Source organism: Streptomyces acidiscabies, from assembly GCF_020010905.1.
GTDB classification, from domain to species: domain Bacteria; phylum Actinomycetota; class Actinomycetes; order Streptomycetales; family Streptomycetaceae; genus Streptomyces; species Streptomyces acidiscabies.
Genome location: NZ_JAGJBY010000001.1, coordinates 1,670,117 through 1,688,881, shown reverse-complemented (window position 1 = coordinate 1,688,881; position 18,765 = coordinate 1,670,117). Strand labels below are relative to the sequence as shown.

14 protein-coding genes are annotated in these 18,765 nt (G+C 71.4%); 7 read left to right on the top strand and 7 right to left on the bottom strand.

Going from position 1 to position 18,765, the window contains the following annotated elements:
* Window positions 1–21: 21 nt before the first annotated feature.
* Window positions 22–435 carry an organic hydroperoxide resistance protein gene (locus J8M50_RS08035; RefSeq protein WP_010360380.1) on the bottom strand — a complete coding sequence of 138 codons (414 nt, stop codon included), beginning with the start codon at window positions 433–435 and terminating at the stop codon, window positions 22–24.
* A gap of 145 nt (window positions 436–580) precedes the next feature.
* On the opposite strand from J8M50_RS08035, the gene J8M50_RS08030 reads away from it, so the two are divergent.
* Entirely contained in the window at window positions 581–1,066 is a 486-nt protein-coding gene (locus tag J8M50_RS08030; protein WP_010360379.1) for a MarR family winged helix-turn-helix transcriptional regulator, read from the top strand.
* Here the strand turns inward: J8M50_RS08030 and J8M50_RS08025 are convergent.
* On the bottom strand, window positions 1,063–2,763 hold the full coding sequence (locus tag J8M50_RS08025; protein WP_306080804.1) for a glycosyltransferase family 39 protein: 1,701 nt from the start codon (window positions 2,761–2,763) through the stop codon (window positions 1,063–1,065). The two genes, J8M50_RS08030 and J8M50_RS08025, sit on opposite strands and share 4 nt — an antisense overlap.
* 110 nt (window positions 2,764–2,873) lie before the next feature.
* On the opposite strand from J8M50_RS08025, the gene J8M50_RS08020 reads away from it, so the two are divergent.
* The 3 genes from J8M50_RS08020 to J8M50_RS08010 all read left to right on the top strand — a co-directional run bounded on the left by J8M50_RS08020 (window position 2,874) and on the right by J8M50_RS08010 (window position 6,269).
* Entirely contained in the window at window positions 2,874–4,157 is a 1,284-nt protein-coding gene (locus tag J8M50_RS08020; protein ID WP_078481499.1) for a glycosyltransferase 87 family protein, read from the top strand.
* A 43-nt stretch (window positions 4,158–4,200) separates the two neighbouring features.
* Window positions 4,201–5,181, top strand: a complete 981-nt coding sequence (gene galE / locus J8M50_RS08015) for a UDP-glucose 4-epimerase GalE (protein WP_010360375.1) — start codon at window positions 4,201–4,203, stop codon at window positions 5,179–5,181.
* A 71-nt stretch (window positions 5,182–5,252) separates the two neighbouring features.
* Complete coding sequence (locus J8M50_RS08010) at window positions 5,253–6,269, top strand: ADP-ribosylglycohydrolase family protein (RefSeq protein WP_010360374.1); 1,017 nt, start codon at window positions 5,253–5,255, stop codon at window positions 6,267–6,269.
* Window positions 6,270–6,913: 644 nt separating this feature from the next.
* On the opposite strand, the gene J8M50_RS08005 is transcribed toward J8M50_RS08010, so the two are convergent.
* Window positions 6,914–7,558 (bottom strand): response regulator transcription factor, encoded by a 645-nt coding sequence (locus J8M50_RS08005; protein WP_010356936.1) that lies wholly within the window; start codon window positions 7,556–7,558, stop codon window positions 6,914–6,916.
* 502 nt (window positions 7,559–8,060) lie between these two features.
* Window positions 8,061–8,684: a TetR/AcrR family transcriptional regulator gene (locus J8M50_RS08000; RefSeq protein WP_029184271.1), complete on the bottom strand. Its 624-nt coding sequence runs from the start codon at window positions 8,682–8,684 to the stop codon at window positions 8,061–8,063.
* Window positions 8,685–9,201: 517 nt separating this feature from the next.
* Here J8M50_RS08000 and J8M50_RS07995 point away from each other — a divergent pair.
* The gene (locus tag J8M50_RS07995; protein WP_010356939.1) at window positions 9,202–10,119 is read left to right on the top strand and encodes an ABC transporter permease; all 918 of its coding nucleotides are present in this window, start codon (window positions 9,202–9,204) and stop codon (window positions 10,117–10,119) included.
* Entirely contained in the window at window positions 10,112–10,936 is an 825-nt protein-coding gene (locus J8M50_RS07990) for an ABC transporter ATP-binding protein (protein WP_010356940.1), read from the top strand. Before J8M50_RS07995 ends, J8M50_RS07990 begins: the two co-directional genes overlap by 8 nt.
* Window positions 10,937–11,012: 76 nt before the next feature.
* Here the strand turns inward: J8M50_RS07990 and J8M50_RS07985 are convergent, their stop codons facing one another.
* The 3 genes from J8M50_RS07985 to J8M50_RS07975 all read right to left on the bottom strand — a co-directional run bounded on the left by J8M50_RS07985 (window position 11,013) and on the right by J8M50_RS07975 (window position 17,781).
* Window positions 11,013–15,968, bottom strand: coding sequence for an NAD-glutamate dehydrogenase (locus J8M50_RS07985; RefSeq protein WP_010356941.1), 4,956 nt, complete (start codon window positions 15,966–15,968; stop codon window positions 11,013–11,015).
* A 543-nt stretch (window positions 15,969–16,511) separates the two neighbouring features.
* Complete coding sequence (locus J8M50_RS07980) at window positions 16,512–17,177, bottom strand: HAD family hydrolase (RefSeq protein WP_010356943.1); 666 nt, start codon at window positions 17,175–17,177, stop codon at window positions 16,512–16,514.
* Window positions 17,178–17,265: 88 nt separating this feature from the next.
* On the bottom strand, window positions 17,266–17,781 hold the full coding sequence (locus J8M50_RS07975; protein WP_010356945.1) for a DUF6912 family protein: 516 nt from the start codon (window positions 17,779–17,781) through the stop codon (window positions 17,266–17,268).
* A 301-nt stretch (window positions 17,782–18,082) separates the two neighbouring features.
* On the opposite strand from J8M50_RS07975, the gene J8M50_RS07970 reads away from it, so the two are divergent.
* The gene (locus J8M50_RS07970; RefSeq protein ID WP_010356946.1) at window positions 18,083–18,679 is read left to right on the top strand and encodes an Rv3235 family protein; all 597 of its coding nucleotides are present in this window, start codon (window positions 18,083–18,085) and stop codon (window positions 18,677–18,679) included.
* Window positions 18,680–18,765: the final 86 nt, after the last annotated feature.

Here is an 18,765-nt window from a genome sequence, read left to right as displayed (position 1 = left end):
GGCCGCCCCTGGGTGAAATGGTTACTCGACGATGAGGTCGACCTCGATGTTGCCGCGGGTCGCGTTGGAGTAGGGGCAGACCTGGTGGGCCGTCTCGACGAGCTTGCGGCCCGTGGCCTCGTCGACCGTGTCGGGGAGCTCGACGCGGAGGGTGACCTTGAGGCCGAAGCCCTCGCCCTGCTTGCCTATGCCGACCTCGGCGGTGACGGCGGCGTCGCTGACGTCGACCTTGGCGTTGCGGCCGACGAGGCCGAGCGCGCTGCCGAAGCAGGCGGCGTAACCGGCGGCGAAGAGCTGCTCCGGGTTGGTGCCCTCGCCGTTGCCGCCGAGCTCGGTCGGCAGGGCCAGCGCGACGTCGATCTTGCCGTCGTTCGTGTAGGCCCGGCCGTCGCGGCCGTGCGTGGCGGTGGCGACTGCGGTGTAGATCGCGTCCATGGTTCGAACCATCCCTCTTGGAGAGTCGTGACGGGGGGTGGCCGGTCCTTTCGCGCCTGCGCTCCGGGACCGCCTCACGGAGATGATTAGAGCACACAATTAAATTGTGCACAACTAGATGGCCCGCAAGAGCTACCCTGGTGCCATGACCCCGACGACGCCGACGCCCGCCGCAGCCGAGGAGAACTGGCTGCGCCTGGACCACCAGATCTGCTTCTCCCTGCACGCCGCCTCGCGCGCCTTCAACGGCGTCTACCGAGCGATCCTCAAGGACCTCGGCCTGACCTACCCCCAGTACCTGGTGATGCTGGTGCTGTGGGAGGAGGGCACCCTCCCGGTCAAGAAGCTGGGCGAGCACCTGCGCCTGGACTCCGGCACCCTCTCCCCCCTCCTCAAGCGCCTGGAGGCGGCCGGCCTGGTCCGCCGCGAGCGCAGCGCGCGCGACGAGCGCTCGGTCGAGATCCGCCTCACCGACGAGGGCACCGCCCTGCGCGCGCAGGCGCTCCAGGTCCCCCGCCGGATCGTCTCCGCGACCAGCTTCGACCTGGAAGGGATCCGCGCCCTGAAGGGCCAGTTGGACACGCTCACCGCAGCCCTGGACGAGGCGGCGCTGGAGGAGCAGCGCCCCTAGGGTCGGTCCTTGCGCACGTACAGCCGGACCACCGTCCCGCGCAGGACGGCGACCTGGCGGGGCTGCGCCGCGACGAAGTCGTCCTTGACGATCTCCAGCTTGGCCTTCTCGACCGGGTCGGAGGGCGACCACGTGCTGCCCTTCCACAGGACGTACGACTGGGAGACGACCCAGAGGCGGTCGACGTCCTGGAGGTTGCGGCGCACCCGCGCGGGCGACAGCTCCGTCCCGTAGAGGGTCCCGGACTCGGGTCCGGGGACATCCAGCGTCATGTCGCGGGTGCCCCGGAAGTCGGCCGGGTAGGTGACCGCGGGGCGCCGGGCGATCGCCGGCAGGTACATCACGGCGTCCCCGGGCCGCATCATCCGCGCGGCGGCGGAGGCGGTCTCGGCGAGGTTGTCCCCGCGCGAGGCGGTCGTCCGCTCGAAGCGCTGGACCGGCAGTTGGAAAGCGAAGGCCCCGGCGACCGCCAGCGCGCCCGCGAGGGCGACGGCCCCCCGCAGGGCCACGCGCCCGCGCTCCGGCGAACTCCCCGCCGTGGGCACGCCGGTGGGCGTCTCCGAGGGTGTCTCCGGTACGAAGGCCAGGCCGCCCCCGTCGGATTCGCCGCGCCCGCCCGCGTGGACGGCGTCGAGCCGCAGGGCCAGGGTCTGCGCGTCCACGCGCGCGGGCGGGGTCTCGACGGCGTCGCTCTGCGCGCGCGGGGAGATCTTCCGGGCGGCGAGGGACAGGCCCCGCAGTATTCGGTCACCGCCCGCGGCGGCGAGCAGCGGCGCGCCCGCGAGCGCGTACAGCACGTACCGGTCGTCGTACATGGGCCGCTCCTGCGACGCGAGCAGCAGCACGGCGGGCGGGACGATCAGCAGGGGGGCCGCGAGCGTCGCGACGGACAGCCGGCGCCGGCTCGGGAGGGCGATCACGGCGAGCAGGACGCAGGTCCAGAAGACGGCGCCGTACTCGCCCATGAACAGGTGCGCCAGGTTCTCGACGCGCTTCATGTCGGGCCGGGTCAGCCAGGACACCTGCTTGGACTGGCCGTTGGAGACGTAGACGAGCGGCAGCAGGACCAGGACCGCGGCGCCGGACGACGCGATCCAGCGCGTCCAGGCCCGTCTGGAGGCGCCGCACAGGACCAGGGTGACGCCGTGGGCGAGCAGGACCAGGACGGCGAACTCGTGCAGCAGGCAGGTGACGGCGACGGCGAGGCCGTAGTGCCACCAGGGGCGGCCGTCCAGGGCCCGCAGCAGCAGGAGGGTCGCCACGAGCGCGCCGGCCGTCACGAGGGCGTACGAGCGGCCTTCCTGGGCGTAGTGGGAGACCATCGGTGTGCAGGCGAACAGCAGGCCCGCCCAGAGGCCGACGCGCGGCCGGGCGAGCCTGGTGCCTATCGCGGCGACCGCTCCGGCCGCGACCGCGGCGCCGACGACGGACGGCAGCCGCAGGGTGACCTCGCTCGCGTGCACGGACAGCACGACGTGCATGAACAGGTAGTACAGGCCGTGCACGGCGTCGACCTCGTGCAGCAGCTTCCAGATCTGCGGCAGTGATCGCTGCCCCACCTCGTAGGTCACCGCCTCGTCGCGCCACATGCCGCCGCGGTCGATGTGCCACAGCCCGAGAGCGAGCATGACCACGACAGGGACAGCCACGGCGAGGGTGGCGGGAACGCGTGCGCGCGCGAAGCGAGTGGTCGTCACGGGCCGATTCTGCGGCATCTGAGCCATAGGGGCGGTCTTACCTGGGACTCACTGTGTTTTAGATGTCCATTAGTGCAGGAACAGGAAACAAGCCGCTTACGATCCGGCAAATGACCCTTCCTTCCTCCCGCCCTCCGGGTGGTGTGAAGAAACGTCACCGCCTCCACCGCCTCCTCCTTCTCGCCGCCGGCTGGCTCTGTACGCGCGCGCTGATGCTCTGGCTGCTCACGCACGCGGACTCGCGCTGGCTCGGCGAGGGCGACGTCACGCGCGAGGTGTGGCGGCTCTACCACGACTGGTACCTGGTCCTCGCGCACGGCACGTTCCCCACCCACGACGCGCTCTGGCAGTACCCGCCGGGCGCGGGCGCGGTGATGCTCTCCCCCGCGCTGCTGCCGTTCCTGTCGTACTTCCAGGCGTTCGTCGTCCTCACCCTGGTCTGCGACGCGGTGACGACGGCCGCCCTCGCGCGCGCAGGGGCGGCGCCGGGCCGTTCGCTGGCCGGCGCGGCCCTGTGGGTGTGCGGTCTGCCGCTGCTGCTGCACACCCCGCTGGCCCGCTACGACGTCCAGGTCACCATGCTCGGCGTGCTCTGTCTGGTGACCATGGCCCGGCGCCCGCGCGTGGCGGGCGTCTTCGCGGCGTTGGGGGCGCTGGTGAAGGTGTGGCCGGCGCTGCTGCTCCTGGGCGCGCCGAAGGGCCGTGCCACGCGCGCGGCGTGGGCGGGGGCGACCGTCACGGCGGTCACCGTCCTCGCCGTCCTGGCGGCGGCCTTCGACCACCCGTTCTCGTTCCTGCACGAACAGGGCGGGCGGGGCGTGCAGATCGAGTCCCTGGGCGGCACGGTCCTGCTGTTCGCCACGCACGCGGGCTGGCCGGGAGCGGTCCGCTACCAGTACGGCGCCATAGAGTTCGTCGGCCCGTACGTCGCCGATGTCGCCGACGCCTCTCTGGCGCTGACGGCCGTCGCGTTCGCGCTGCTCCTGCTGTGGCGGCTGCGCTCGCGCCGGCACACGCCCGCGACGCCGTTCGACGCGGCCCTGTGCGCGGTCCTGCTGTTCACCGTCACCAGCAGGGTCATCAGCCCGCAGTACATGATCTGGCTGGTTGGCCTGTCCGCGGTGTGCCTGACCTCCCGGCACACCGTCCAGCGGCCGGTCACCGCGCTGGTCCTGGCGGCGACGGCGGTCAGCGCGGTCGTGTACCCCGGTCTGTACGGCCAGGTCACCGCCTGCACCTGGCTCGGCTGCGCCCTGATGCTGCTGCGCAACGGCCTGCTGCTGACGGCCGCGGTGCTGTCCTTCGTCCGGCTGTGGCGCACGACCACGGGCCGTGCTGGTGGTGATACGCGGAGTTATCCACAGGCTCGGCGGCGGGAGCCGGCACCTGCTTGACTGGGGGTGCAGCGAGGACGGGACGTGGAGGGGAAGGCCGTACATGACGTGGCTGATCACGGGGGGCGCCGGGTACATCGGGGCGCATGTCGTGCGGGCGATGACCGGGGCGGGCGAGCGGGTGGTGGTGTACGACGACCTGTCGTCGGGCATCGCCGGGCGGATCCCGGCGGAGGTGCCGCTGGTGGAGGGCTCGACGCTGGACGCGGAGCGGCTCGCGGGGACGATCGCCGGGCACGGGGTGACGGGCGTGGTGCATCTGGCGGCGAAGAAGCAGGTCGGCGAGTCGGTGGAGCGCCCGCTGCACTACTACCGGGAGAACGTGGAGGGGCTGCGCGTCCTGCTGGAGGAGGTGACGAAGGCTGGTGTGGGGTCGTTCGTGTTCTCCTCGTCGGCCGCCGTGTACGGGATGCCGGACGTGGACCTGGTCACGGAGGAGACGCCGTGCCTGCCGATGTCGCCCTACGGGGAGACGAAGCTGGCGGGCGAGTGGCTGGTCAGCGCGACCGCGCGGGCCACGGGGCTGTCGGCGGCGTCCCTGCGCTACTTCAACGTCGCGGGCGCGGCTGCTCCCGCCCTCGCCGACGTGGGCGTGTCCAACCTGGTCCCCATGGTGTTCGAGCGCCTCACGGCCGGTGAGGCACCGCGCGTCTTCGGCGCCGACTACCCGACGCCGGACGGCACATGCGTGCGGGACTACATCCACGTCGTCGACCTCGCCGACGCCCATGTCGCGACGGCCCGCGCGCTGCGAGCGTCCCCCGGGCGCACCCTGACCCTCAACATCGGGCGGGGCGAGGGGGTGTCCGTGCGCGAGATGATCGACCGCATCGCCGCCGTCACCGGCTACGACCTCCCACCGACCGTCGAACCCCGCCGCGCCGGCGACCCCCCGAACGTGGTCGCCTCCGCCGAGCGGATCGCGGCGGAGCTGGGCTGGAAGGCGAAGCACGACGTGCAGGACATGATCGCGTCCGCGTGGGAGGGGTGGCTGAGGCTGCATCCCGAGGCGGGGCGAAGGTAAGACCTCGTCTTCCGGGGGCGGGCGGCGGACGGGACCGTAGGAGAACGGTAGGAAGAACGGGGGGAGATGTGATGCCGGTTCAGCAGACGCCCTCGCGCCTGTCCCGCGCCGTCGGCGCCGTCCTCGGTTCGGCCGTCGGTGACGCCCTGGGCGCACCCTTCGAGTTCGGCCCGGAGGGAGCGTTCTCCGCGCGGTTCCCTGCGGGCGCCCCGGCCGAGGAGATGTGCGGCGGCGGAGGCTGGGACCCCGGCGAGGCCACGGACGACACGCAGATGGCCGTCCTGGTCGGGGAGTCCCTCCTGGAGCGCGGCGGCCTCGACCTGGCGGACGTGTTCGGCCGCTTCCGGCGCTGGGCGGGGGCCGACCCCAAGGACATCGGGCTCCAGACCGAGGCGGTGCTCACGAGCGGTGACCCCTGGGACAGTGCCGCCGCGATCCACTTCCAGGTGAGCCAGCGGGCCGCCGGGAACGGGGCGTTGATGCGGGCGGCGACCTCGGCGGTGTACTTCGCGGACCAAGGTCAGGAGGTCACCCTCGACGCCGCCCGGCGGCTCTCCGCGCTCACCCACGGCGACGCCGCCGCCTGGGAGGGCACCGCCGCCCTGCACGAGCTGATCCGGGCCGCCCTCGCCGGGGACGATCCCCTGAGCGCCGTACCGCGCACGCTCGGCCTGTTGGACGCCGGCCACCGCGCGCGGTACGCCACCGTCCTCGACCCCGGCTGGCACCCCGACCTGGCGACCGAGTTCAACGGCGCCGTCTGGCCCTGTCTCGGTTCCGCCGTGTGGGCGCTGCGGACGACCGACACGTTCGCGGGCGCGCTGCGGGCGGCCGTCGACCTCGGGGGTGACACGGACACGGTGGCTGCCGTCACGGGGGCGCTGGCGGGGGCCGTGTACGGGGTGGAGGCGGTGCCGGATCGGTGGGTGCGGGCGGTGCGGGTGCCGTTGCCGGGGTTCGGGGGGCGGGTGCTGGGGGCGGGGGAACTGGTCGAGTTGGCGCGGCGGTTGGAGGGTCGGGGGCGTCGGGAGGGGGTGGTGCCGTCCTCGGCGGGCGGGTCGTCGGCGCATGGTGAGGGCGGGGGCTGAGGGGGCAGCAGCAGCGGGGCGGCACACTGCTGGGGCAGGGTTCTGAGGGGCAGCACACGCGGGTCGGCACGCGGTCCGGGCGAGGTCTAAGGGGACAAGCACACGCGGGTCGGCACACGGCTGGGGCGGGGCTTGAGGGGCAGCACACAGGTCGGCGCAAGGCCGGCGCGGGGCTTGAGGTGCAGCAGCGCGCAGGCACCTCGGGGACTGCCGGAGAAGGTCCATCAGAGCCTGGCCTCTCGGCCCGCCTGCCGAGAAGAAGGGCGACCGACTGCCGGGCGCCGTCGGGGAGTTCGAGGACTTCACAGCTCAGGACGGCCGACCGCTCGCCCTCGGACGGACGGTCACGCAAAGCTCGCGCGGGAGGCGCGGGAGGCGCGGGAGGCGCGGGAGGCGCGGGAGGCGCGGGAGGCGCGGGAGGCGCGGGAGGCGCGGGAGGCCCGGGAGGCGCGGGAGGCCCGGGAGGCCCGGGAGGCCCGGGAGGCGCGGGAGGCCCGGGAGGCCCGGGAGGCCCGGGAGGCCCGGGAGGCCCGGGAGGCCCGGGAGGCCCGGGAGGCCCGGGAGGCCCGGGAGGCCCGGCACGCCCGGCACGCCCGGCACGCCCGGCACGCCCGGCCGTACCCCGACTGCCGCGTGTCGTACCCCTACGTGTTGTTCAAGTACGCCAATACCGCCAGCACCCGGCGATGCCCGCTGTCGCTCTGCGGCAAGCCCAGTTTCAGGAACACGTTCCCGATGTGTTTGCTCACCGCGCGCTCGGTGACGACCAGCGTGCGTGCGATGGTCGTGTTGTCGCGGCCCTCCGCCATCAGTTTGAGCACCTCGCGCTCGCGCGGGGTCAGCTGGTCCAGGGGCGAGTCACGGCGTCGGGTCATCAGCTCGGTGATGACCTCGGGGTCCAGCGCGGTGCCGCCGGACGCGACCCGGTCCAGCGCGTCGAGGAACTCGTCGACTCGGCCCACCCGGTCCTTGAGGAGGTAGCCGACGCCGCTCGCGCCCCCGCCGAGGAGTTCGGCGGCGTACGACTCCTCGACGTACTGCGAGAGCACCAGGACCGGCAGCGCCGGGATCTTCTCGCGGGCCTGGAGCGCGGCCACGAGCCCCTCGTCACGGAAGTTCGGCGGCATCCGGACGTCGAGCACGGCGACGTCCGGCCGGTGCTCCAGCAGCGCGGGCAGAATCTCGGGCCCGCTCCCGGCGACCGCGACGACCTCGTGCCCGGCGGACGCCAGCAACAGGACCATGCCCTCCCGGAGCAGAGCGTTGTCCTCGGCGATCACGACTCTCACGCGGCCACACACCTCACAGCGGACACGCCCCGCCCGACACACAGGCCCCGCATGACGATCACGCCTCTCACAGCACCCACGCCCCGCATCGCGACCACAGCCCTCCCGGCGCTCACCCCCCTAACGCCAGGCACCGCTTGCTCCCCGGCCACGACCCTCTCTGCGGACCCGCCCCTCACACCGGACCCGAGCCCCACAGCACCCACGCCCTGCATGGCGACCACACCTCTCACAGCACCCGCGCCCCGTATGGCGACCCCGCCCCTCACAACAGCCACCCCCCGCTCCCCAGCCACGCCCCCCTCGACGGACCCACCCCCCACACCGGCCGCGAACCCCACAGCACCCACCACCCTCACGCCGGACACAGCCCTCTCCCCGGCCACGCCTCCCCCGACATGCCCGCCCCTCACACCAGACACGAACCCCACAGCACCCCTCACACCGGCCACCGCCCTCTCCACGCCCGCACCCCACACACCACTCCCCGCCCCCACCCCCCTCACAGCGCCCTCAACCCCGCCGCCGTAGCCCGCGCCAACTCCGCCGGATACCTCTTGTCCACGCCCTGCCGAACAACCAGCGCCCGCCAGTACATCGGCCCGGAGACCAGGTCGAGCGCCAGCTCGTCATCGAAGCCCCGGCCGATCTCCCCCCGCTCCACCGCCGCCGACAGAATCTTGTTCGCCACCCCCTGCTGCCCGTCCCGCAGAGCCTTCTGCACGGCCGCCGCGATCTCCGCGTTCCGTGCCGACTCGGCCTGGAGGTCAGGGACGATCTGCGAGACGACGGGGTGGCGCAGCGCCCGGGACATGAACTCGTACAGGATCCGCAGGTCGCCCTCCAGACTCCCCGTGTCCGGCACCGGCAGCCCCTGCACCGCGACGGCCGAGACGATCTCCAGGACCAGGTGCAGCTTGGACTTCCAGCGCCGGTACACCGCCGTCTTGCCGACCCCGGCACGCCGCGCGATGCCCTCGATCGACATGCGCGCGTAGCCGACGGACGCCAGCTCCTCGAAGACGGCCGCTCTGATGGCCTCCGTCACGTCCTCACGGAGCACCGCGGCCCCTGCCGGTGCCCTACGGCGCGTACGTGCTCCGGCACCCTCGGCGTTCGTCGTCATGCGCCCCAGCATAGAGCGTCACGACGATACGGTCCCGTCCCCACGCTGATCGTCACGACGAAACCGTACCGTCGCAACGCCACCGGCACATCGACGCCGCCCACATCGACACCGCCACCCCACCAACACCGCCCCGCACCACCCCGTCGCCCCATCGACGTACCCGTCACGACGAAACGCCCCTGTCCGACGCCCGCCCGCCCCCTCCCCACCAACGCCCACCCAACACCCCGCGAACACCCCGTAAACACCCGGCCAAACCCCGCCGACCCCCGCCAACTCCCCGCGACCATACCGCCCCACCCCACCCCCAACGCCACGACGATACGGTTGCGTTCCGACGCCCCCACGCCCTACGCTCGCGTTGCGACGATACGGTTCCGTCCCGTCGTAAGGAAACGCCAAGAGAACCGTAAGAAAACACGGCCCCCCGGACGTTCCCCCAGCGTGGACGGCGACAGTGAACGAACCCCGCGCCCGGATCGCGCACCCCCACCCCCGAAAGAAAGCAGCGGATGTGAGCCAGGCACTCGACACACCGCCCCGGACCACCCCCACCCCGCCCCCGGACCTCAGGGCGCTGGCCGAGCGCCACGGGCTGTCGGTCAGCGGGGCGCGTCCGTCGCTGCCGCAGTACGTCCGTGACCTGTGGGCGCGCCGGCACTTCATCACCGCGTTCGCCACGGCGAAGCTGACCGCGCAGTACAGCCAGGCGAAGCTGGGCCAGGTCTGGCAGGTGATGACGCCGCTGCTGAACGCGGCCGTGTACTACCTGATCTTCGGCGTGCTGATGGGCACGAAGAAGGGGGTGCCGGACTACATCCCGTTCCTGGTGACGGGCGTGTTCGTGTGGACGTTCACGCAGAGCTCGATCCTGGCGGGCACCCGCGCGATCTCCGGCAACCTGGGCCTGGTGCGGGCCCTGCACTTCCCGCGCGCCGCGCTGCCCGTGTCGTTCTGCCTCCAGCAGCTCCAGCAGCTGCTGTTCTCGATGGCGGCGCTCGTGCTGATCCTGCTGGCGGTGGGGGTGCCGCCGGCCCTGTCGTGGTTCCTGGTGATCCCGGCGCTGGCGCTCCAGTTCGTGTTCAACACGGGCGTCTCGATGGTCATGGCGCGGCTCGGCGCGAAGACGCCGGACATCGCGCAGCTCATGCCGTTCGTGCTGCGCACGTGGATGTACGTCTCGGGCGTCATGTGGAGCATCGACCAGCTGGTCAGGAAGCACCACGACTGGCCGTCCTGGGCCGGCCACGTGCTCCAGGCCAACCCGGCCTCCGTCTACATCGACCTGATGCGCTACGCGCTGATCGACAGCTTCCACGCCAGCCAGCTCCCCCCGCACGTGTGGGCTCTGGCCACGGGCTGGGCACTCGTCGCGGGCGTCGGCGGCTTCATCTACTTCTGGAAGGCTGAGGAGACGTACGGCCGTGGCTGAGAACCCCGCGAACACGAACAACGCCGCCGAACCCGACGACCGCGTCCCCACCGTCGTAGCCGACGCGGTCGACATCGTCTACCGCGTCAACGGCGTAGGCGGCCGAGGCTCCGCGACCGCCGCCCTGAACCGCATGCTGCGCCGCGGAAACGCGGAGAAGGCGGCCGGCACCCGCCTGGTCCACGCCGTCAAGAACGTCTCCTTCGTCGCCTACAAGGGCGAGGCCATCGGCCTCATCGGCACGAACGGCTCCGGCAAGTCGACGCTGCTCAAGGCGGTCGCGGGCCTGCTCCCCGTGGAGAACGGCCGGATCTACACGGACGGCCAGCCCTCCCTCCTCGGCGTCAACGCGGCCCTCATGGGCGACCTCACCGGTGAGCGCAACGTCTTCCTCGGCGGCCTCGCGATGGGCATGTCCCGCGAGCAGATCAGGGACCGCTACCAGGAGATCGTCGACTTCTCCGGCATCAACGAGAAGGGCGACTTCATCTCCCTCCCCATGCGGACGTACTCCTCAGGTATGGGGTCCCGCCTGCGCTTCTCCATCGCCGCCGCCAAGGACCACGACGTCCTCCTCATCGACGAGGCCCTCGCGACCGGCGACGCGAAGTTCCAGCGCCGCTCCGAGGAACGCATCCGCGAGATGCGCCGCCACGCGGGCACGGTGTTCCTGGTCAGCCACAACAACAAGTCGATCCGGGACACCTGCGAGCGGGTGCTGTGGCTGGAGCGGGGCGAGCTGCGGATGGACGGCCCGACGGAAGAGGTCATGAAGGAGTACGAGGAGTTCACGAGCGGCAAGAAGAAAGCAGCCTGATCACCTTCTTGTATGACGTACGACCATGAGGGCGCCCCCAGCCAACCCAGCTGGGGGCGCCCTCATCCACGTACCCCTACGAATGCGTACGCAACATCGACCGCATAGTCCGCATAGCCACCGAAAGATTCGCCAGGTCGAACGAATCCGACCCCTGAATCTCCTCCAGCGTCACCCGAGCCCGCCCCAGCAGCGCAGCATTCTTCTCCTCCCAAGCCTTGAACCGCTGCTCAGGAGTGGACGTCCCGTTCCCCACGGCCAGCACATCGGACGTCAGTGACGCGTGAGCGGCGTACAGGTCCTCCCGGATGGACGCACGGGCCATCGACTGCCACCGATCCGCACGCGGCAGATCGATGATCCGGTCCATCAGCTGAGTGATCCGCAGCCGGTCGGCGAGGTCGTAGTACACGTCGGCGACGTCGAGCGGATCCTTCCCGCTGCGGTCGGCGATGGACACGATGTCCAGCGTCGGGAACGCGGACGAGAACCCGGCGACCCGGGTCGCGCACTCGTCCGGCACCCCCGCCCCCGTCAGCTCGTCGTGGATCTTCTGGTACCACTCCAGATCGCCGCCCCGCAGCAGCTTGGGCAGCTGCGCCCACACCGACTCCACGCGATCGGCGAAGAATTCGACCGTCTCGGCGAGCTGAAGCGGCTGCGGCCGGTTGTTGAGCAGCCACCGCGTCCCACGCTCGACGAGCCGCCGCGAGTGCAGCCGGATCCGCGTAAGGACATCGGCCTGGACCCGGTTGTCGAGGGACTCGACCGCGTCCCACACCCCGGCCGAGCGGAAGATCGTCCGCGCGGCGGTCTGCGCGCGCACGATCTCCTCCAGCGAGGCCCCCGTCTCCTCGCGCAGCCGGTGCAGATAGGTCGTCCCGCCGGTGTTGACGGTGTCGTTGACCAGCACGGTCGTGATGATCTCGCGCCGCAGCGGATGGCTGTCGATCTGCTCGGCGAACGTCGCGCGCAGCGCGCTCGGGAAGTACGCGTGGAGCAGCCCGCGCAGGTAGGGGTCGTCGGGGAGCGAGGTGTGGAGCAGCTCGTCCGAGACGGTGATCTTCGTGTACGCGAGGAGGACGGCGGTCTCGGGGCTGGTCAGCCCCTGCCCGGCGGCGAGCCGCTCGCGGATCTGCCGGTCGGTCGGCAGGAACTCCAGCGCCCGGTCGAGGTGCCGCTCTCGGACGAGGTGCTTCATGAACCGCTGCTGCGCGTGGAGCATGTCGCCGGACTGGGCGAGCGCGTTGGCCAGCGCGGTGTTCTGCGCGTAGTTGTTGCGCAGGACCAGGTGGCCGACCTCGTCGGTCATCTCGGCGAGGATCTTGTTGCGCTGCTTGACGGTCATGTCGCCCTCGGTGACGAGCCCGTTGAGCAGGATCTTGATGTTGACCTCGTGGTCGGAGGTGTCGACCCCGGCGCTGTTGTCGATCGCGTCCGTGTTGATCTTCCCGCCGGCCAGCGCGAACTCGATGCGCCCGAGCTGGGTGAGCCCGAGGTTGCCGCCCTCGCCGACGACCTTGACCCGCAGGTCGGCGCCGTCGACGCGGATGGCGTCGTTGCCCTTGTCGCCGACGTCGGCCTGGGACTCCGTACTGGACTTGACGTACGTCCCGATGCCGCCGTTCCACAGCAGGTCGACCGGCGCCTGGAGGATCGCCTTCATCAGGTCGGCCGGCGTCACCTTGCCGACGCCCGCCTCGATGCCGAGCGCCTCGCGGATGTGCCCGTTGAGCTGGATGGCCTTGGCGCTGCGCGGGAAGATCCCGCCCCCGGCGGAGATCAGGTCGACGTTGTAGTCGCCCCAACTCGACCGGGGCAGCTCGAACAGCCGCCGCCGCTCGGCGTAACCGACGGCCGCGTCCGGGTTCGGGTCGATGAAGATGTGCCGGTGGTCGAAGGCGGCCACCAGCCGGATGTGCTCGGACAGCAGCATCCCGTTCCCGAACACGTCCCCGGACATGTCACCGATCCCGACGACCGTGAAGTCCTCGGTCTGCGTGTCGACGCCCAGCTCCCTGAAGTGCCGTTTCACCGACTCCCAGGCACCGCGCGCGGTGATCCCCATGCCCTTGTGGTCGTACCCGGCGGACCCGCCGGACGCGAAGGCGTCCCCGAGCCAGAAGTCGTACGACTCGGCGACGGCGTTGGCGATGTCGGAGAACGTCGCCGTCCCCTTGTCGGCCGCGACGACGAGGTACGTGTCGTCCTCGTCGTGCCGGACGACATCGCGCGGAGGCACAACTTCGCCACCCGCGAGGTTGTCCGTGATGTCCAGCAGCGCCGAGATGAACGTCTTGTAGCTGGCGATCCCCTCAGCGAGCCACGCGTCCCGGTCCACGTTCGGATCGGGCAGCTGCTTCGCGACGAACCCGCCCTTCGCGCCGACCGGCACGATCACGGTGTTCTTGACCATCTGCGCCTTGACCAGCCCGAGGATCTCGGTACGGAAGTCCTCGCGCCGGTCCGACCAGCGCAGCCCCCCGCGCGCGACCTTCCCGAACCGCAGGTGGACGCCCTCGACGCGCGGCGAGTACACCCAGATCTCGAACGCCGGTCGCGGCGCGGGCAGGTCGGGGATGGCCTGCGGGTCGAACTTCATCGACACGTACGCGTGCGGGGTGCCGTCGGCCGTGGTCTGGAAGAAGTTGGTGCGCAGGGTCGCCTTGATGACGGTCAGGTACGAGCGCAGGATGCGGTCCTCGTCGAGCGAGGCGACCTGGTCGAGCGCGGCGTCCAGCTCTTCGAGCAGCGCGTCGACGATCTCGCGTCCGGCGCGCTGCCGCCCGGGCGCCATGCGCGCCTCGAAGAGGGAGACCAGCAGCCGGGTGGTGTGGACGTTCGTGCGGAGGGTGTCCTCCATGTAGTCCTGGCTGAACGTGGACCCGGCCTGGCGCAGGTACTTGGCGTACGCGCGCAGCACCATCGCCTGCCGCCAGGTCAGCCCGGCGCCCAGGACCAGCGCGTTGAAGCCGTCGTTCTCGGCGGCGCCGGTCCAGGTCGCGGCGAACGCCTCCTGGAACCGCTCGCGCCCGTCGTCGCCCAACTGCTCGACGCTGCCCGGCACTCGGAGCCCGAAGTCGTAGATCCAGGAGGACGAGGAGCGGTCGGCGTTGCGCAGTTCGTACGGCCGCTCGTCGACGACCTCGACGCCGAGGCGGTTGAGCACCGGCAGCACGGCCGAGAGGGAGACCGGCTCGCCGTTGCGGTAGATCTTGAAGCGGCGCTCGTCGGGGGCCGCGCCCACGGGCTCGTACAGGCTGAGCTCGAAGTCCTGCTGCTCGCCGAGGTGTTCGAGGTGGACGAGGTCGGCGACGGCCGCGCGCGGGGTGTGGTCGGCCTTGTAGCCCTCGGGGAACGCGGTGCCGTAGCGGCGCAGCAGTTCGGCGGCGCGCTCCTCGCCGCACTCGGCGGTCAGCGCCTCCGCGAACGCGTCCGCCCAGGACCGCGCGGCCTCGACGAGCCGCGCCTCGATGCGGTCCTTGTCGGCGTCGGAGAGCTGCGGAAGCACGGTGCCCTGCGGGACACGGATCACGAAGTGCAGCCGGGACAGGATGGATTCGGTGTTCCAGGCGGTGAAGTCGACGTTGATACCGCCGAGTTCCTCGCGCAGGATGTCGATGATCCGCAGCCGTACGCCCGTTGTGTACCGGTCGCGCGGGAGGTACACCAGCGCGGAGTAGTAGCGGCCGTACTCGTCCTGGCGCAGGTAGAGCCGCAGCCGTCGGCGTTCCTGGAGGTACAGGACGCTGGTGACGATCGTGCGCAGCTCGTCCACCGGGATCTGGAACAGCTCGTCGCGCGGGTACGTCTCCATGATCTGGAGGAGGTCGCGGCCGTCGTGGCTGTTGCGGGTGAACCCGGCGCCGGTCAGCACCTCGTCGACCTTGCGGCGGATCACGGGGACCCGCAGCACCGACTCCGTGTACGCGGCCGACGAGAACAGGCCGAGGAAGCGCCGCTCGCCGACGACGTTGCCGTCCGCGTCGAACTTCTTCACGCCGACGTAGTCCAGGTACGACCGCCGGTGCACGGTCGCCTGGCTGTTGGCCTTGGTCAGCACGAGGAGCTTGTGCTCGCGGGCCTTGGCGCGCGCGTCCGCCGGGAGCCGCTCGAAGGACGGGCTCACCGGGTGGGACTCGTCGGTGGCGTGGTGCGGGTCGGAGCGCAGGATGCCGAGGCCGGTCCCGGGTACGGCGGTCAGCGAGTCGTCCTCGCGCAGCTCGTACTCGCGGAAGCCCAGGAACGTGAAGTGGTCGGCGGCCAGCCAGCGCAGCAGCTCGCGGGCCTCCACGACCTCCGGCGAGGGCAGGTCGCCCGGCACGGACTCGGCGGGCAGCTCCTCGGCGATCCTCAGCGCCGCCTCGCGCATCTTCTCCCAGTCCTCGACGGCCTCCCGTACGTCCGACAGGACGCGCAGCAGGTCGGCGGTGATCTGCTTCAGGTCGGCGCGGTCGGTCTCGCGGTCGGTCTCGACGTGGATCCAGGACTCGACGTGCGCGTCGTGCGGCAGGTCGTCGGCCGAGGGGAGGATCTCGATCAGCTTGCCGGTGACGTCACGCCGTACGACGACCTGGGGGTGGATGACGAGGTGGATGCCGCGCGACTGGCGGGACAGCTCGTTGGTGACCGAGTCGACCAGGAACGGCATGTCGTCGGTGACGACCTCGACGACCGAGTGGCTGCACTGCCAGCCGTTCTCCTCGACGGTCGGGGTGTGCACGCGGACGTTCGCCGTGCCCTGGGGGCGGTTCTCGGCCAACCGGTAGTGCGAGTAGGCGGCGCCGAAGACGTCGACCGGGTCGCGGTCGCCGAGGTCCTCCGGGGCCGTGTGACGGTAGTACCGCTGAAGGAAGGAGAGAACGGTGTCGTGGTCCGGGGGTGAGACGTCCGACCCGGTGGCGTCCGGATCACCGGCGGTGCCCTCCGCGGTCGTCCCGGTCGGTAGGTGCCCTCCGACCGGGCTGTTCTCAGCGACCCGCGCCGCCCTTTCGAGCAGCTCGGCCTTGGCTTCGTCCAGCTTGGTCTGCATTGTCCTCTGGCTCCTGTCGCGCGCCGTTGCGTGACGTAGAAGGAAGTTCGGTCTCTTCCCCCGGCACGGGACGCCACGACGCGGGGTGTCCGGTCTGCTTCGACGCTATGCCGCGGGGGGAGACGGACGAGGGGATATTCGTCCCCCGGAGGTGTGACACCGCTCTCGGCGCCGCCGTCCGGGGTAGGTACGACGTCCACGGAACCGTCGGTTTTCCGCCTCGCCCGCGAAGACCAGCGACCGCCGCCCGGTGCCGGACATCGTCCGTGCCGACCGGGCGCAGGGCAGGGGAAAACGCACCCCCGCGAGATATCGCGCTGATCACGGGACCAGGCTATCGCTCCTCACCGGGGGCCCGTCATGAGCCGCATATGTACAAACCAGAGCACTGATCTTCGACATCCTGCACAGCCCGGCCACGAAATGCCCCCACGCTCCCCCGTCCGCCCCCTTCCCCTCGGCGCGCCACCCTGCTCAACGGGGCTTCGGGGGGGCGGCCTTTCCTACTGTCCTCTCACCTTCCCCGGCGGCCGGGCCCCCGCCCTACGCCACCATCCGCTCGGCCGTCTCCACCGCCTCCGCCAGCGTGTCCACCACCGGTACGCCGACCTCCTCAAGGCTGGTACGGCTGTGGGACCCCCCGGTGTAGAGAACGGCGCGGGCACCGACGTGCAGGGCGGCGAGGGCGTCGTCGGACGCGTCCCCGATGACGACCGTGCGCCGGGGGTCGACCTCGCCGAGCGCCTTCAGGTGCCGCACCATGTGCTCGGCCTTGCTCCCGCCCGACGGCCCCACCCGCCCCTCGACCCGGACGAAGTGCGCCTCGATCCCGAACCCCCGGACGAGGGGGACGAGTTCGTCGTGCTCGTACATGCTGAGGATGGACTGGCTGCGCCCGGCACCGCGCCACTGCCCGAGCAGTTCGGCCACTCCCGAGGTGAGCGAACACCCCCCGCTGTGCTCGGCGTAGTACCGATGGAAGAGGACGTCCATCACCTCCCACTCCGCCTGGGTGGGCAGCCGCCCCATCAACCGCTCGTAGAACCGGGGCACCGGAACGGTGTACAGCTCCCGGTACCGCTCCATGGTGATCGGCGCCAGCCCCACTTCGGCGAACGCCGCGTTGGTAGCCCCGATAACCGCCTCGTTGTCGTGGAACAGGGTCCCATTCCAGTCCCAGACGATATGCGCACCAGCCATCTTCCCCATGCCCTCCAACGTACCCGGCCCCACTGACAACCCGACCTCGGGGCTACAACACCGCAGGTCAGAGGGGCACCACAGGGCGAACGGGGGTTCACCCCCCGAGCCCCACCAGCCCCGGGATCTCCTGCGTCGCGAACCACAGCAGCTCGTGGTCCTCGGCCCCGTCCACCACGAACTGCGCGTCGTCGTCGCCGCCGTCCGCCGCGGCCAGCGCCGAGGCCGCCGCGGTGATGTCGGCCTCCGCGTCGGACGCGTCGACATGGACGGCCGCGGCCTTGGAGAGCGGTACGGCGCCGGAGACGCGGACCTCGCCCACCGCGGAGGCGTCCAGCGCCCGGTCGGGGTCGGCGGCGGCACGGCCGTCGGGTACGTCCACGGCGACGACGACCCGGCGTCGGGGCGCTCCGGCGTCCGCGGCGAGCTGCCGCAGGGACGCGAGCGCCGCACGGCTGAGGGCGGCGTACTCCAGCTCCTCGATGTCGTCCGACAGGTACCACTCGCGCAGCGCGGGCGTCACGGCGTACGCGACCAGCGGCCCGCTCCCCAGTTCCCCCGTCTTGTACGACTCGGCGAGCCCGGTAAGGGTCAGGGGGACGTAGACGCGCATGGACGGCCGCTTTCCTGCTCGGAGACTCCGCTTGATTCCCCCCGAGGATACGTGCGCCGGTCCCCTTTCGAGTCCCCCAGCACCATCGCGAACCCGTCAACCGCACGAAAAAACCAGCTCATCGCACCCCTGTCCGACCAGCACTCCAGCACCCCGGCTCACCCATAACGGTTGACTTTCCCCCCTCCCTACCCCGCTTCCCGCTCCCCTTGCCATCCCCGATCACTCCCCGTAGAAGATCCACAACAGAAAGTTACCAACCGGTATGCAACCCACACCGCACCGAGAAACGGGGAGCCCCATGCGCAAGGTCATGACGAGGACCCAGAACCGCACCCAGCCCACCAGCACCGCCACCACCCTCAGCGCCCCCGGCACCCCAGGAGGCCGCCCGCCCGGCGCCACCCCCCGCACCGCACCCCCCGCCGGCCGTCCCCCGGGCAGCGGCCCCACCTCCCGCACCCGCCCCACCGACAACCGCCCTCCCGCGACCCGCACCTCCCGAACGACCCGCACCCCTCTCCCGGACGCGACCCGAGTCCCCACCCAGACCCCCCGCAGGCCGATCGCCCAACCCCACCCCGCAGACCTCTTCGCGGAACGCCTCCTCGCGGTCCTCACCGGCCGCCACCCGGTCCACGCGATGCTCCGTCACACCCTCGGCGAGGCCTACGACGACCTGGCCCGCCTCGCGGAACACGGCCCCCTGCGCACCGCCCGAGGCACCGCCCCGGTCCTGCGCGACCTCGGCCACGAGATGCCCCGCCCCGGCGCGATCGAGGCGTTCGCCCGCATCTCCACCGGCTCCCGCCTGCGCGCGATGGCCTTCCGCCTGGAGCTCGGCCCGGACCGCCGCTGGCGCTGCACAGCGGTGGAACTGGACAGCAGGAACCCCTGAACACCCCGGCCGACCGCGCCGCACCCGGGCAAGCCGAAGGGCCGGACACCCGAAAGTGTCCAGCCCTTCTCAGCTCTCGCCGTACT